The organism is Solibacillus isronensis (assembly GCF_023715405.1).
Classification (GTDB): Bacteria; Bacillota; Bacilli; order Bacillales_A; family Planococcaceae; genus Solibacillus; species Solibacillus isronensis_B.
On sequence record NZ_JAMBOC010000002.1, the window covers coordinates 293,337 to 309,256 of the forward strand.

General features: G+C 40.5%; 15 protein-coding genes and 1 tRNA gene. 3 read left to right on the forward strand and 13 right to left on the reverse strand.

Annotated elements, in window-relative coordinates:
- Nucleotides 1–563: 563 nt before the first annotated feature.
- The 3 genes from M3166_RS13230 to M3166_RS13240 all read right to left on the reverse strand — a co-directional run bounded on the left by M3166_RS13230 (nt 564) and on the right by M3166_RS13240 (nt 5,125).
- The gene (locus M3166_RS13230; RefSeq protein WP_251690313.1) at nt 564–2,081 is read right to left on the reverse strand and encodes a CoA-acylating methylmalonate-semialdehyde dehydrogenase; all 1,518 of its coding nucleotides are present in this window, start codon (nt 2,079–2,081) and stop codon (nt 564–566) included.
- 15 nt (nt 2,082–2,096) lie between these two features.
- A complete protein-coding gene (locus M3166_RS13235) occupies nt 2,097–3,452 on the reverse strand; it encodes an aspartate aminotransferase family protein (protein ID WP_251690314.1) in 1,356 nt (451 codons plus the stop codon).
- Between the two features lie 134 nt (nt 3,453–3,586).
- Nucleotides 3,587–5,125, reverse strand: coding sequence for a PucR family transcriptional regulator (locus M3166_RS13240; RefSeq protein ID WP_251690316.1), 1,539 nt, complete (start codon nt 5,123–5,125; stop codon nt 3,587–3,589).
- A 124-nt stretch (nt 5,126–5,249) separates the two neighbouring features.
- On the opposite strand from M3166_RS13240, the gene M3166_RS13245 reads away from it, so the two are divergent.
- Nucleotides 5,250–6,497, forward strand: coding sequence for a Zn-dependent hydrolase (locus M3166_RS13245; RefSeq protein ID WP_251690317.1), 1,248 nt, complete (start codon nt 5,250–5,252; stop codon nt 6,495–6,497).
- 90 nt (nt 6,498–6,587) lie between these two features.
- The gene (locus M3166_RS13250) at nt 6,588–6,848 is read left to right on the forward strand and encodes a Parvovirus coat protein VP1-like protein (protein WP_353056579.1); all 261 of its coding nucleotides are present in this window, start codon (nt 6,588–6,590) and stop codon (nt 6,846–6,848) included.
- Nucleotides 6,849–6,904: 56 nt separating this feature from the next.
- On the opposite strand, the gene M3166_RS13255 is transcribed toward M3166_RS13250, so the two are convergent.
- The 5 genes from M3166_RS13255 to M3166_RS13275 all read right to left on the reverse strand — a co-directional run bounded on the left by M3166_RS13255 (nt 6,905) and on the right by M3166_RS13275 (nt 10,952).
- The gene (locus M3166_RS13255; RefSeq protein ID WP_251690320.1) at nt 6,905–7,699 is read right to left on the reverse strand and encodes a basic amino acid ABC transporter substrate-binding protein; all 795 of its coding nucleotides are present in this window, start codon (nt 7,697–7,699) and stop codon (nt 6,905–6,907) included.
- A 203-nt stretch (nt 7,700–7,902) separates the two neighbouring features.
- The gene (locus tag M3166_RS13260) at nt 7,903–8,625 is read right to left on the reverse strand and encodes an amino acid ABC transporter ATP-binding protein (RefSeq protein WP_251690321.1); all 723 of its coding nucleotides are present in this window, start codon (nt 8,623–8,625) and stop codon (nt 7,903–7,905) included.
- The gene (locus tag M3166_RS13265; RefSeq protein ID WP_008406394.1) at nt 8,626–9,327 is read right to left on the reverse strand and encodes an amino acid ABC transporter permease; all 702 of its coding nucleotides are present in this window, start codon (nt 9,325–9,327) and stop codon (nt 8,626–8,628) included.
- 29 nt (nt 9,328–9,356) lie between these two features.
- Nucleotides 9,357–10,136, reverse strand: coding sequence for a basic amino acid ABC transporter substrate-binding protein (locus M3166_RS13270; protein WP_065216733.1), 780 nt, complete (start codon nt 10,134–10,136; stop codon nt 9,357–9,359).
- 744 nt (nt 10,137–10,880) lie between these two features.
- Nucleotides 10,881–10,952 (reverse strand) — tRNA-Arg (locus M3166_RS13275).
- Between the two features lie 187 nt (nt 10,953–11,139).
- Between M3166_RS13275 and clpP the strand changes: the two genes are divergently transcribed.
- A complete protein-coding gene (clpP, locus tag M3166_RS13280) occupies nt 11,140–11,730 on the forward strand; it encodes an ATP-dependent Clp endopeptidase proteolytic subunit ClpP (RefSeq protein WP_251690323.1) in 591 nt (196 codons plus the stop codon).
- 339 nt (nt 11,731–12,069) lie between these two features.
- Here clpP and M3166_RS13285 read toward each other — a convergent pair whose 3' ends face one another.
- From M3166_RS13285 to M3166_RS13305, 5 genes are all read right to left on the reverse strand, one after another.
- Nucleotides 12,070–12,327, reverse strand: a complete 258-nt coding sequence (locus M3166_RS13285; protein ID WP_251690324.1) for an HPr family phosphocarrier protein — start codon at nt 12,325–12,327, stop codon at nt 12,070–12,072.
- Between the two features lie 154 nt (nt 12,328–12,481).
- A complete protein-coding gene (gene whiA / locus M3166_RS13290) occupies nt 12,482–13,423 on the reverse strand; it encodes a DNA-binding protein WhiA (RefSeq protein ID WP_251690326.1) in 942 nt (313 codons plus the stop codon).
- Nucleotides 13,424–13,473: 50 nt separating this feature from the next.
- Nucleotides 13,474–14,451 carry a gluconeogenesis factor YvcK family protein gene (locus M3166_RS13295; protein ID WP_251690328.1) on the reverse strand — a complete coding sequence of 326 codons (978 nt, stop codon included), beginning with the start codon at nt 14,449–14,451 and terminating at the stop codon, nt 13,474–13,476.
- 4 nt (nt 14,452–14,455) lie between these two features.
- On the reverse strand, nt 14,456–15,337 hold the full coding sequence (gene rapZ / locus M3166_RS13300; RefSeq protein ID WP_340716338.1) for an RNase adapter RapZ: 882 nt from the start codon (nt 15,335–15,337) through the stop codon (nt 14,456–14,458).
- A 14-nt stretch (nt 15,338–15,351) separates the two neighbouring features.
- Entirely contained in the window at nt 15,352–15,822 is a 471-nt protein-coding gene (locus tag M3166_RS13305; protein WP_251690329.1) for an 8-oxo-dGTP diphosphatase, read from the reverse strand.
- Nucleotides 15,823–15,920: the final 98 nt, after the last annotated feature.

A 15,920-nucleotide genomic window follows, 5' to 3' on the forward strand; every position in this document is an offset into this window, starting at 1 on the left:
AGACAAAAGGTTAAAAGTTGTAAGGAAATATACTATTTTTATGTAAGTTTTTCTAACATAATGTATTGTTTTTGTCGGGTATCTAATAAGATTGAGGTTCTTTCATAATTTTTCTAATATATTGTGAGGATATTCTAATATATTTTTGTTTGTTCTAATAAAAGTTGGATTTTCTAATATATCGTTCTATTGTTTTAATATGTATATGCAATGTTCTAATATCCCCTTCCGATCTTCAAATATCCATCGCGTTTCTTCTAATATCCGCCGTCAATGTTCTAATAAAACTATAAATCTGCTTACTCACCGGTCTAGATCAGCATCCACCAACCCCCTTACCATCTTATCTTCTAATAAATACGCGAACTGTTCTAATAAGCGGATTACTTCTTCTAATATTCATAACAAATGTTCTAATAAAATATAGCCCTGCCTCTACCCGAGCCTTAACCCGCTTCCGCAAACCGCATTACCGACGAACTTCTTCTAATATCCGCCACCACTATTCCAATAAAAAAACAGCCTAACCCCATATCTGGAATCAGGCTGTTTCTGCATAGATTTTAGTTGTTGCTAGGGAAAGCGAATGTCGATGCTGTCGTTTCTGTTGTGTCTGGCCAGCGTTCCGATACCGTTTTCGTTTTCGTAAAGAATCTGGCCTGATCCGGACCAAACATATGCCCTTCACCAAAGCGCGAACCTTTAAAGCCGGCAAAGTTATGATAGCCGACAGGGATTGGAATCGGCACATTGACGCCGACCATACCTACATCAATCTCCGTTGTAAACTTGCGCGCTGCCGCACCGTCGTTCGTGAAGATCGTGACCCCATTCGCCAGATCCTGACCGTTAATGAAATCAATCGCTTCCGCAAGCGAGTTTACACGCACGACATTACGAGCCGGACCGAAAACTTCCTCATCGAAAATTTCCATCTCCTTCGTAATATTGTCCAGTAATGTCGGACCTACGAAGAAGCCTTCCGAGTTTTTCACGATATCCAGTTCGCGGCCGTCCACTACAACTGTCGCACCTTGACGTTCAGCTAAATCGATTGCTTTCAAAATATTCTCTTTCGACTCTTTTGAAATAACAGGACCAAAATCCGTCCCCTCTTCTTTATAGCTGCCCACTTTTAAGTTGCTGATTTTCTCTTTCAAAATCGCCACAAGTCGATCAGCCGTCTCTTCACCAACCGGCATAATTGTAGAAATCGCCATACAACGTTGGGAAGCCGCGCCATATGCTGCACCGATAAACGCGTTCGCCACTTGCTCTAAATCAGCGTCCGGCATAACAACCATATTATTTTTCCCGCCGCCTAAAGCCGTAACGCGCTTACCGTATTTCGAACCCGTTTCGTAAATATATTTCGCAACAGGTGTCGAACCGACAAATGAAATCGCTTGAACAGTCGGGTTTTCCAGCAGCTCATTTACTGCATCTTTACTGCCGTTTACTACTGTCCAGATCCCGTCCGGCAATCCTGCTTTTTTCCATAGTTCACTGACAAACAGCGAAGTCATCGGCACCTTTTCTGATGCTTTTAAAATAACCGCGTTCCCTACAGCGACCGCCATCGATGTTTGCGCTAACGGCACCATGATCGGGAAATTGAATGGCGAGATAGCCGCAACAACACCTAAAGGGTACTTCGCAGAGTAGGCATTAATTTGACCACCTACATTTACCGAATATTCCCCTTTCACTAAATGAGGTGCACCGATTGCCAAGTCAACCGATTCCAATGCACGTGTCACTTCACCGCGCGCATCCTCCAACGTTTTCCCGCTCTCCGTACAAATAATATCCAATAGCTGATCCATATTTTCTGTCAGTAAAAATCGGAAACGCATCAATACTTCCGCACGCTTCGCAACAGACAGATCACGCCATGCCGGGAAAGCCGCTTTTGCTGCTGCAATGGCTTCACGTGTTTCTTCAGCTGTCGCAATCGGAACTTCGGCAATTACTTCGCCTGTCGTCGGGTTATAAACTTTCGAATAGTTGTTGCTCTTCCCTTCGACCAATTCACCATTGATAAAATGTGTTAACTTTTTTACCGAAACTGCTTCTGTCATTATGAAGATCCCCCTTTATTTAATACTGTTCACTGCTTCAATCACTGTATTGGCAATCAGGTCCTTTTCCTCCAATGAAATTGAAAGCGGCGGTGACAGCGTTAATATATTGTTGAAGTTCGCTACCGTTACACCATTTTTGCCGATAATGACGCCCTTCTTCTTACAGTAGGCAATCACTGCATTTACGCGCTCAACATCAAGCGGTGTTTTCGTTTCCTTATTTTCAACAAGCTCAATACCGATCAATAATCCTTTGCCGCGAATATCGCCCACGAAAGGATGATCCTCTAAATTTTCTTTTAATGTGCGCTTAAGCGATTCTCCGAGTACAACGGATTGCTCGAATAAATTTTCGCGCTCCATAATTTCAATGTTTTTCAATGCAACTGCACATGCGACCGGTGACCCGCCAAATGTATTAATATGACGGAAAAATTCATAGTCCCCATTCGCAACAAACTGCTCGTAAATTTCGCGACGGATTGCAGTTGCTGATAATGGCATGTAAGCACTTGTCAGCCCTTTAGCCATCGTCACAATATCCGGCTTAATGCCATAGTTTTGGAAGCCGAACGCTGTACCTGTACGTCCGAAACCACAGATTACCTCGTCAACGATTAAGAGCGCACCGTGTTTCTCGCACACTTCCTTTACGCCTTTCAAGTAATCTTCATTCGGTACAATGACACCGCCACCTGTAATAATCGGCTCCATAATAACCGCGGCGATCGTTTCTGACATTTCCCAAGTCATCACCTGGTCGATGTTTTTCACACTAGGCAATGTTTTAGCATCGCCGTTTACCGCCTCTTCCGGATTCCGGTACTGATCAGGTGGTGCCACATGTAAAAAGCCCGGTGCAAGCGGCTCGTATTTATATTTGCGCTGCGCTTGGCCTGTCGCTGCCAACGCGCCCATTGAACTTCCATGATAAGCACGGTAGCGGGAAATGATTTTATAGCGGTTCGTATCACCTTTTTGCTGATGATATTGTCTTGCCACTTTAAACGCCACTTCATTTGCTTCCGATCCGCTGTTCGAATAGAAGACGACATATTCGTCACCAAGCAGCTCACTGATTTTCTGGCTCAGTAAAATTGCTGGTGTGTGCCCATTCGTCAGCGGTGTATATGAATTCTTAAGCATTTGCTCGTAAGCTGTGTCAGCAATTTCCTTACGACCATAACCAATATTCGTACACCAAAGCCCTGCCATTGCATCCAAATATTTATTGCCATCGATGTCTGTCAGCCAAGCACCTTCCGCTCGTTCAACGATAAATGTTGCTTCCGGGTTATAAGGCTTCATCGAGTGCCATACATGTTTTTCGTCATTTGCTTTCCAGTTATACTCTACATATTGGCTCATGCATTTCCCTCCTACATTCCTAAACTCTATTTCTATTTTCGCTTATTGGAAGATTAAGGGCATTATACATAGTGTAAAATGGATGTTCGCCTCGATTTCACATTTAGGTCAAAGAGCTTTCTAAATCACGGCACCTAAACCTTCACACCTTCATAATAATTATGCTTTGTCATGAGTAGCATGATTTCCAGGCAGAGACGGTTTTCGTATTTCATAAAATCATTGCCGATGATCTGCTCCACCTTTTCCAGGCGGTGATAAAGGGTTTGGCGGACGATGAACAGTTTTTCGGCTGTTTCCTTTTTTAGTCCGTTACACTGAAAATACACATCAAGCGTTTGGATCAGATTCGCATTGTGCTTGCTGTCATACTGGCTGAGCTTTTCGATTTTTTCCTTCGCCGCCTGCATAAGACTGCTGTTGTTTTGCAGAACTTTCACCATATGGTACAGCACCAGTTCATCGTAGAAATATGAATGCTCCATATGTTTCATCCTGATCTGAAGGGTTTCCTGCGCTGTTTGATAGCTTTCTTTCAATTCATTGTAATGCGAAACATATTTTCCAACTGCAATAAGCATGTCCTGTTTATTTTGCTGGATCATCTCATTCATCACGCGGTTCATCCGTTCTTTATACGTAGCCCCTTGCGCCAGATCGTTTACAATGAAAATCAAATATTGGGACTGCTCGACAATAAATGTGTAAAACCCTTCCTTCTGCAATGCCTGACGAAGATTGATTTTGTAATTCGTTAAATCTTTTTTCGCATTTTTCCTTCTGAGCTGATGAATCATAACCATCCAGCCGTTATGCTTCAACTTCTGATCAATTTCCTCGATAAAATAAAGCAGCTCATCATCGCTGTTTTCACCTTCAAGCCACTTTTCAAAGAACTTTCGGTTTTCGCTTTCGAGTTTTTCTTCAATATATAAATCTCTTAAAATAAACTGTGACAGTGTGACAACAGTGCGGTCCAAAATGAGCAAATCCAACTCCGTCATTTCTCTTTTTTCGGAGTATATATAGACAGTACCGTACAACTGGTCAAATAAATTCACTTCAATCTTCGCTTTATGTTTACTACCTAAACGATCAATATACTTTTTGCAATTTTCAATCTTTTTATCCGGGATTGCGAGACTTGTTCCTTTTTTCACATCAAAATAAATATCCACATTCAAATACTTTTGCATATACTGCAAAATCTTTACTTTGTCATTCACCTTCAGAACATAGTTGTTAATCTTCTGGGAGTAATCTTCGAGCTGCCTTAAAATATCGTATTGCTGATGAATGATCGCTGTATGCAAATCTTGCGTAATGCCGACAAACGGGACAATTTCCTGAAAAACGATGAGCGGAAAATCCAGTTGATCCGCCAGTTTAATGACACTTTCTGGAATCGTTTGAATGTACATACCTAACTCAATACACAGCCCGGCTACATTTAATTCATTAAGCTGCCTTACAAAATTCAGAAAGCCTTGTTCATTATCTTTTAAAATGACGCCCGTTGTCAGAATGAGCTCATTTCCTTTTATCAGCTGCTTCACATCGGTAACTTCCAATATATGAATCCATTTGATCGCATGGCTTAAGCCAGTTTGACCTGCGACGACCTTCGCTGATTCAAAGTATTTTCGATTTAGAACTTCTTTTACGGTTAACATAAGCAGCCCCCTATCATTAACAATTCGTCCATACAATTATTGTATCATTTTACATTAAGTATATATTAATTTGTTATATGCTAGTGCTAATGTTTATATATTATTGAATTTAAGGGGGAATTTTATGTTAAAAACAAACCGCGAACGACTTCAAAACACTATTAATTTATTTAGCCAATTTGGGGCAACAGAAAATAATGGTGTCACACGTTTAAGCCTATCTCCCGAAGATATTCTCGCCCGCAACAAGTTTAAGGAAATTTGCGAACAGCTAGGTATGATCGTAACGGTTGATGATATGGGCACAATGTATGCAACACTTCCTTCCAACTCCGATAATTTACCGATTGTCATCGGCTCACACTTGGATTCAGTCATTAAAGGCGGACGCTTCGATGGAGTGCTAGGTGTTTTAACTGCACTGGAAGCTGTCCAAACGATTATTGATGAAAAACTCGAACTGAATCACCCTATCACGATCGTAAACTTCACAAATGAAGAAGGTGCACGTTTTGAACCGTCATTAATGGCTTCAGGTGTACTTTCAGGAAAATTCGAAAAGGAAAAGATGCTCGCTTCGACGGATCGTAAAGGGGTAACATTTGAACAAGCCCTAAAAGAAAGTGGCTATGAAGGCGATGTCGCAAACCGTCTGACAGAGGCTCATGCCTATTTGGAGCTTCATATTGAACAAGGTCCCGTGCTGGAACATTATAAAAAAGAGATCGGTGTCGTGGAAGGCGTTCTTGGCATGGTATGCTATGACATTACATTAACCGGCGAATCGAACCATGCGGGCACTACCCCTATTTCCATGCGTAAAGACAGTATGTTTGCCGCAATGCAAATCATTTCCATCCTACAAAATAAATTAAAACAGCTTCCTGAAGATCTTGTTTATACGATCGGACGCATCAATGCCTACCCGAATATTCATACGGTCATCCCGAGCAGCGTAACATTCTCGTTGGAATCCCGACACCAAGACCCGGCAGTCATTCAGCAAGTGGAGCAAATTATTTTTGACCTTCCGAAAGAAATCGAAAATTGCGAGCTGAGCTACAAAAAGCTATGGAGCCGGGATACGGTGTATTTCGCACCGGAAGTTGTTCATGCTGTAGCAGCAAGTACAGATGAACTCGGGCTTTCACGCCATCATATGTTCAGCGGTGCCGGCCACGATGCTCAATTTATCGCCGGTTACATTCCTTCTACGATGATTTTCGTCCCAAGTGCAAAAGGCTACAGTCACCGTGAAGACGAATATACTTCCTACGAGGAATGTTCAAAAGGTGCGGATGTCCTTGTTAATGCAGTATTGAAAGTAGCCGAATCTTCGGTTTCACCCGTAAAGTCTGCTAGTGTAAAGTAAGGGTTTTTATGATGAAATCAATAGAATTGCCCTCCTCTTCTTATTAGGTGAACATACTATATGGTACCCCTACTAAAAGGAGGTGGGATGATGAGACGTCCTGCAACGGGGTTCTGCTTCCCTGGTTATCGTTACTGTGGACCGGGATGTACTGGACCTGGTGCACCAACGAATGCAGTAGATAATTGCTGTCTGAACCATGATGCTTGTTATGCATACGGATACGATAAAAGATATTGTGACGCAATTTTCCAGCAATGTTTAAATCAATACAAAAACCCCTCTACAAAAATGGGGAGGGACGCAAATTTATTTTCCCGAGCGATTCGGTTAAAGAACTTTCTAATATAAACCTAAAAACACAGGCATGAATTCCTTTTCAAAAGGGTTCATGCCTGTGTTTTCTATTAATCGATTTTCTGACCAGTAATTTCTTCTAATTTACCGTTTTCTTTAATTTTTGCTAACCCTTCATTTAAACGGTTTAGTAACTCCGTGTTACCCTTTTTCACCATAAAACCGTAATACTCTTTTTCGAACTGATCTGATTCAATTGCTTTTAAACCTGAATCCGGATTGTTCTTTAAGTATTCGATTACAACGGCATTATCGCCAAACGCTGCTGCTGTTGCACCATTGATTACTTCCTGGAATGCCACTGGCTGGTTTTCATACGCTAAAATTTTTGAACTTGATTTCCCTTGCAGGTTTTGTGCTGCAATATGACCTGTCGTATTAATTTGAACAGAGATTTTTTGATCTTTTAACTCATCCAATGTTTCAATTGTAGAATCCTCTTTCACAACGATCATTAATGACGCTTCATAATATGGATCTGTGAAGTCATACGTTTCTTTACGCTCATCTGTAATGGTAATGCCTGATGCACCTAAATCCAGTTCACCATTCGTAATTTGCTGGAATACCGGCTCCCAACCTACATTTCGAAATTCGATTTCAGAACCGATTTCTTCACCGATTGCTTTCATAATATCAACATCGATTCCGACAATTTCACCTTTATCGTTCATCGATTCAAATGGGGCAAATGTTGCTTCTGTTCCGACTAATAGCTTTTTACCGCCACCTTCTCCGGATCTTGCGCTTCCTGATGTTTCATCGTCTGATGTACCGCATGCGGCTAAAATGATTGTTAATGCCATTAGCAGCATCGTTATTAAAAACTTCTTCGTTTTGAACATTATAAAACCCCCTCTATTTTTGTTAAGATTATACATTTTTTAGTAGACCCACACAATATGTAATTCTGAATCTTCTAATAGTTTAGGTTATATAGATACCTCCAAGGAGTCCCATCGCCTATACTCCAACCAACAGTGCCTTCTATTAAATATAAAAAACTACCTTCTACTACTCATCATAATAGAAGATAGTTTCTCCGCTCTTAGAGTACTTTTCCTAAAAAGGCTTTTGTACGTTCGTTCTGCGGGTTGCCGAATACTTCATCCGGGTGGCCTTGTTCTACGATGTAGCCGCCATCCATAAACAGTACACGGTCGCCTACTTCACGTGCGAAGCCCATTTCATGTGTTACGACAACCATTGTCATCCCTTCTTTTGCAAGGTTTTTCATTACTTCCAAAACCTCTTTTACCATTTCCGGGTCAAGGGCTGACGTTGGTTCATCAAACAGCATCACTTTCGGCTTCATTGCCAATGCGCGGGCAATCGCTACACGCTGCTGCTGACCGCCTGATAACTGCTGCGGGTAGTTATAGGCCTTTTCACGCAAACCAACCTTATCCAATAGCTCCAGTGCCAGTGTTTCGGCATCGGCTTTGTTCAGTTGGCGAATTTGCATTGGAGCCATCGTAATATTATCGATGACCGACATATGCGGGAATAAGTTGAACTGCTGGAACACCATTCCTACTTCTGTACGGATTTCGTTAATATTTGTTTTCGGATCATTAATTTTAGTACCTTCAATATAGATTGCACCGTCCGTTACTTCCTCCAGCAAATTCATGCAGCGAAGAAACGTTGATTTCCCAGAACCAGATGGCCCGATGACACAAACTACCTCTTTTTCATGTACTTCATAATCAATCCCCTTTAACACTTCGAGCTTGCCAAAATGCTTGTGTAAGTTTTCTACTTTAATCATTTACGCGCGCTCCTTTTTCTTACGTGGGTTGTAATTAATATCAACTCGTTTTTCGATAAATGCAATGAGCTTCGTTACAGCATACGTTAATACAAGGTATAGGAACGCTGCGAATAAGTACGGCTCCCAGAAACGCTGATACGTTCCGGCTACAACTTTACTTACATATAAAATTTCGGCTCCGGCAATTACCGTTACAAGTGAAGAGTCTTTTAATAATGCAATAAATTCATTCCCTAAAGGTGGGATCATACGACGAAACGCCTGCGGTAAAATAACTTTGCGCATCGCCTGGCCCTGTGTTAACCCTAAAGATCTGGCAGCTTCCATTTGACCTTTGTCGATCGACTGGATACCTGCACGGAAAATTTCTGCATTGTATGCGGCACTGTTTAAAATCAGTCCGACAATACCCGATACCCACCAACCTTGTGAAGTTCCAAAAATCGTTGGAATAACAGCTAAGTGAATTAATAATAATTGTACGAGCATTGGCGTACCACGGAATACGTCGACATATATTTTAGCCGGCCAGTAAATCCACTTTTTTGTTGAAACTTGGCCTAATCCTAAAACTAGACCGAATATGATACCACCAATATAACCACATGCTGTTAAAACAATAGTCGCCCAAAGTCCTTTTGCATATAGTTCACGGTAGTTCCAGATTATATCCCAACGGAAAAAATCAAAAAAATCCATCTGAAACCCTCCAATAAATTAAATGTAGCTTATTCGATTTCCGTACCTGTAATTTCAGCTAACTTGCCATTGTCTTTAATTTTTTGAAGACCTTCATTTAAAATGTCCAATAGCTCTTTATTGCCCTTTTTCACCATAAAGCCGAAGTAGTCTTTCTCAAATGAAGTATCCTCTACCGCTCTTAAGCCTGAATCAGGATTGTTTTCAAGGTAATCTAAAATTACTGCATTATCACCGATTGCGGCATCAGCTGCACCTGTCAGCACTTCTGTTAAAGCAACAGAAAAGTTTTCATAAGCTAAAATCTTCGAGCTTGCAACACCTTGCAGTTCCTGTGCTGCGATATGACCTGTCGTATTAATTTGCACCGCGATTTTTTTGTCTTTAATATCTTCCAACGATGCCACTGTCGAACCTTCTTTTGTCACGATCAGTAAAGTCGCTTCATAGTAAGGATCTGTAAAGTCATATGATTCTTTACGCTCATCTGTAATTGTAATAGCCGCTGCGCCCATATCCACTTCACCAGTTGTTACTTGGCTCATCATTGAGTCCCAGCCTACATTTTTCACTTCTGTTTCAATGCCCATCTCTTCGCCGATCGCTGCTAAAATCTCTGAATCTAAGCCGACAACATTTCCTTTATCATCTAAGTATTCAAATGGTGCATATGTAGCTTCCGTACCTGCAACGATTTTCTTATATTCTTTATCCCCTGTGGATGTAGATTCGTCCGCTCCACACGCCGTTAAAATCATTGAAGCTGCCGCTAAAGGTGCTGCCCATTTAAATAGTTTTCTAGTACTCATTATGAATATCCTCCTGGATGTAGTAGTTTTTTTGTTAATAACATGTTCAATTATATTAATTCCGCAATTAATATACAACATTTAATTTTTAAAAAATTGATTATTATTGCAGTATGATGAATTATTATAACAAAATTAACGGTATATTTGCATATAATTTAATATTTATTCACTCTATTACTATTTCATTATTGTATTCCCCTCTTCAAAAGGACTCTCGTAACATTACATATATTCCCTGTTATCTATAATATATGTTAATTTGATAGGTAATTTTTAACTAAAATAAAAAGACTGCACAAGAGGAACTCCCTCTCATGCAGCCTTGAATTATTATTTTTAGGTAGAGAACGAATGAAGGATAAAAAGAACCGGTACAGTGATTCTTTTTATCCTAATAAAACTTCATTCTCTATTGCAAAAAAACCTCAGATGATTTTTTGCAATTGATATTGAAACGTATATTAAAACAGTAAAATGGTGCCCCCTAAAGGACATGATAGTATGGTCTATCTAACTAGCTTTGTAAAAACACAACATTTACTAATGTACTAATTTTCTACCTATATTTCAAGTAGGAAATGTGCTTTTTTAAAAAGAAATTTTATTTTTTAGGTGAAGAGCGTTTAAATTAGATGAGTTTCGGAAACTTATAGTGTAGCGTCAAAATTAAACTGTAGAAAAATGGAAGAGAAAGATTATTTTTACTTCATTCTGATCAATAATAATCTTTATAAAAGAAAGCGCCCTCGGAGGGAATCGAACCCCCAGCCTCAGAACCGGAATCTGAAGTGTTATCCATTACACCACGAGGACATATAAATAAGTATATAAGCAACTTTTTTCATTATACAGATGGAACCCCTAATTTTCAACTGTAAAAATCAGAGTTTATATTTGACCATAACTGACTAATACGTGTATGATAGGTTTACAGCTGAAATATTTGTCATTTTCAGCAAAAGTTATCGAATATAAGCTTTAACAAAGGGAGGATTTTTCAATGAACTTAATTCCTACAGTTATTGAACAAACAAACCGCGGCGAACGTGCATATGACATTTATTCACGTTTACTTAAAGACCGCATCATTTTATTAGGTAGTGGGATTGACGATAATGTTGCGAACTCAATCGTAGCACAGCTATTATTTTTAGAAGCTGAAGATCCAGATAAAGATATCTACCTATACATTAACTCACCAGGCGGCTCTATCACTTCAGGTATGGCAATCTACGATACGATGAACTTCATCAAACCTGATGTATCAACTATCTGTATCGGTATGGCTGCTTCAATGGGTGCATTCCTGCTTTCTGCTGGTGCAAAAGGCAAACGTGTTGCATTACCAAACGCAGAAGTAATGATTCACCAACCACTTGGTGGAGCACAAGGTCAAGCAACTGAAATCGAAATCGCTGCAAAACGTATTTTACACTTACGTGAAAAATTAAACCGTATCATGGCTGAAAACAGTGGCCAAGATTATGAAACGTTAGCGCGCGACACAGATCGTGATAACTTCATGTCTGCACAGCAAGCATTAGAGTACGGTCTTATCGATAAAATTTACGAGCGTAACCAATTAAAATAATCGATTCATTCAAGCATACAAGATTCGTCTTGTATGCTTTTTTGTATTCCAAAAAAATAAGCACAGCCATTCATGTATACTGAACAGCTGTGCTTTTGTCTTGTAAATAAAATTCGTTATCGCATTTTGTTTAACGCTTAAATAATATGATTGTCCACGTCCAGGATAAAGCACCAACTCCTTGCACCATTAGGTCCCTCATGCAAAAGTGGTGGATCGTTTACTTTTGCGTCGGGCCCTCCTAGGCTTGGACTCATACGATGTGAGTCATCGGGGGCATGCCACAAGGATGTGGCGCTTTGCCCACGTGGAGTTGAACGGGCGCTTTAACCTTTTGTCTTAATCCGCTTTTTCAATTAGAAGTTGAAGTGCGTCGATTGCTTTTTCTTCGTCATGGCCGTCTGCCCATAATGTGACAACTGTGCCTTTTGCAACAGCTAGGCTCATAATGCCCATGATCGACTTTGCATTCACTTTTTTCGTACCTTTTTCTAAATAGACATCTGCTTTATAACGATTCGCCTCTTGGACGAACAAAGCGGCCTGTCTTGCTTGTAAGCCCGATTTTAACTTTACTTCTACTTGTTTTTCAATCATGTTGAAATACTCCCTTTCACAACCGTTCATCGCTTCTAAGTTTATCTTAACGAAATTGTCCGAAAAGAACAACAATTGGAAACATCTTTTATGAAATCGTTACCAATTTTTTCTTTTAACGCCTCGACGACTTGCTCCGTACCTTTATGTGAATTTAAATACTCTCTCCACGACGGAGCGCATCCGCGATTTCATCGATTTTGCGCAGACGATGATTGACGCCTGATTTACTGACAACGCCAGTTGAAACCATTTCACCGAGCTCTTTTAACGTCACGTCCTGATATTCCACACGAAGACGTGCTATTTCACGCAACTTTTCCGGTAGCTGATCAAGGCCTACCGCATTATCAATATAGCGGATATTTTCCACTTGCCGCAACGCCGCGCCTATTGTTTTGTTTAAGTTAGCTGTTTCACAGTTTACGATACGATTCACACTGTTACGCATATCTCTAATTATCCGTACATCCTCAAACTTTAGCATTGCCTGTACAGCACCGACTAAATTCATAAAATCCGAAATCTTTTCGGCTTCTTTCAAGTACGTCACAAAGCCTTTTTTACGTTCGATCGTTTTCGCATTTAAATCGTATCGGTTCATGAGCTCTGCCAACGCTTCCCCGTGCTCCTTATATAAAGAATAAATCTCCAAATGGTAGGAAGAGGTTTCCGGATTGTTCACCGAGCCTCCCGCCAAAAAGGCACCACGTAAATAAGCACGGCGTTCACTTTCTTTCGGTATGATTGATTTGGCGATTGTATGATTAAACTCAAATGAATTTGAGACAATTTCTAAATCCGCAAGAATTTCCCGTGCGCCTTCCCGAACACGGCATATATACACATTGTTCTTCTTAAGACGCATCTTTTTTCGAACAAGCAACTCAACATTATATGGATAAAGCTTCTTTACAATTGTATAAAGCCGACGTGCGATAGCCGCATTTTCTGTTTGTACGTCCAAGCTTATTTGACGATTCGCAAAGCTCAACGAACCGTTCATCCGTATAAGGGCAGAGACTTCAGCCTTTAAACTACTATCCCCAGCTTCTACTTGCGTCAGTTCTTTCTTTGTTTCAGATGCAAATGACATGGATTCGCTCCCCCTTTCCTAGCAACCTATGTAGTGTTTCTTCAATACTACTATTCTTGCATCGTTTGTTTTTTCTGTAATGTATATTCACAAAGCCATTCAGCGAGATTTACCGCATCATGACGTACTGTTCCATTTTCAATAAGCGCAATCTCTTTAGGAATAATATTGATGCCCATTTCTTGCAGTCTTTCAATATCAAACTTTACAGGTTCGGCATTTTCTTCAAGATAGTTTTCGTAAATCGAAGGAGGCAGCTCCTTTTCATTGATCAGTACCGATTGAATAAATGCTTCTCCGACATGCTCATGGATTGCTTCAATATGTTTTGAAGCAGTAAAGTTTCTCGTTTCACCTTGCTGTGTCATTAAATTCGCAATGTAAATTTTTTCACCTTTCGCACGAATAACTGCCTGCCCGATTCCTTTAACTAACAAATTCGGAATGATGCTCGTATAAAGGCTGCCAGGTCCAATCAAAATAAAATCTGCCCGTTCAATCGCATGAACTGCAGCAGGTAAAGGTTTGAGATTACTAGGCTCCAAGTAGACCCGTTTAATCGGTGCATGGCCTGATGGAATTTTCGACTCACCTATAATGTCAGACCCATCCGCTAATTCGGCATGTAATGTAACCTTTTTATTCGCTGCTGGAATGACCTTTCCGTGCACATTCAGTACTTTGCTCATTTCAGCAATCGCATGGTTAAAATCACCTGTAATTTCCGTTAAAGCCGTCAACATTAAATTTCCGAGCGAATGACCGTCTAAATCGTTTGATTGGGAAAAGCGATATTGAAACATTTGCTCCACTAACGGCTCTACGTCTGAAAGTGCGGCAATTACATTTCGCACATCTCCTGGCGGCGGGATATCATAGTCATCCCGCAAACGCCCAGAAGAGCCACCGTCATCTGCAACCGTAACGATGGCCGTTATATCAAAAGGATGTTGCTTTAAACCGCGCAAAATTGTAGAAAGGCCTGTCCCCCCGCCAATTACGACGATTCTTGTTCTCTTTTTTTTCATTTCATCAATCCTTCCTATGATTGATATCTCTATGTGTAACGATGACTTGATCATTTTTTGCCAATAGCTTCCCGAAGTATTCAGCAAGTGTAACGGAGCGATGTTGCCCGCCCGTACAGCCGAAAGCGATGACAAGCTGTGATTTGCCTTCATTACGGTAATGGGGAATCATGAAAGTGAACAAGTCAGTCAGTTTGGCAATTAACTGTTGTGTTTCTTCCGTTGCCAGTACGTAAGAGGATACTTCTGTTTGCAGGCCTGTTTTATGCCGCAATTCTTCCACATAGTAAGGATTTTTTAAAAAGCGGACATCGAATACTAAATCGGCATCAATCGGCAGCCCATGCTTAAATCCAAATGACATAATGTTTAGTGAAAACGTAGGACTGCTCATATTGCTGAATTCCTGGGCGATACGTTCACGTAATTCGCGTGGCTTTAACTTGGAAGTATTGACGATTGATTTGGCGCGCCCTTTTACTTCAGAGAGCAATTCGCGCTCCAATTGAATCCCTTCCAGCGGTAATCCCTGAGGTGCAAGCGGATGTGATCGACGTGATTCTTTATAGCGGCGAACTAATGTGGCATCATCGGATTCTAAAAATAAAATACGGAGTAAAATATCTTCTTCGTCCAGTAGTGCGTCGAGCGATTCGATCAATGAGCCAAAAAATTCTCTCCCACGTAAATCCATGACAACAGCCATGCGTGAAATCTTTTTTTCGGAACCCTTCATTAGCGCTAAAAAAGTAGTTAAAAGCTCCGGAGGTAAATTATCTACACAGTAATAACCTAAATCCTCAAAACTTTGAACGGCTACCGTTTTGCCCGCCCCTGACATTCCTGTAATAATAACTAACTCATGTGTATAGCTCGAACTAGCCACTTATTTCATCTCCTCTAGTTTTGTTCCGTCGAGTTTTGAATTTTTTCACTAATTAGCTCAAAATCCTCTGTATATTCAAATGTACCATATTGCGTACCTTTATTTAATGCTGCAAATAATAAATTCGTACGGTCACCTGCTGCCATCGGAAGATCCTTTAAACGATCAATTTCATACCAGCTCAAAATGCCTTCCCGTGTTTCGACAAATGGTGTACCTTCAACATCTTTTGCAATAAATGTGTACAGCATCCACTCATCGACGACTGTATCTCCATTTTTTATAACCATTGTATATACGCCTTTTAAATGAACGTCTTTTGGTGTTAGATTTGTCTCTTCCTGGAATTCGCGTATAGCGGAGTCATAGATGGACTCTCCTGGCTCCATCTTCCCACCCGGTGCCACAAACCAGCCTCTTCTCGGCTTTTGTAACAATAATACTTGACCATCTTTAATAGCGAGTAAATTTGTAATACGTTGCATACACAACACCTCAACTTTTTCATTTAATGGATAAGTGAAAAAAATATTTCACGGATTCCACATAAGTAAAGACACAATTTCGCTATGTGAAGCCAATT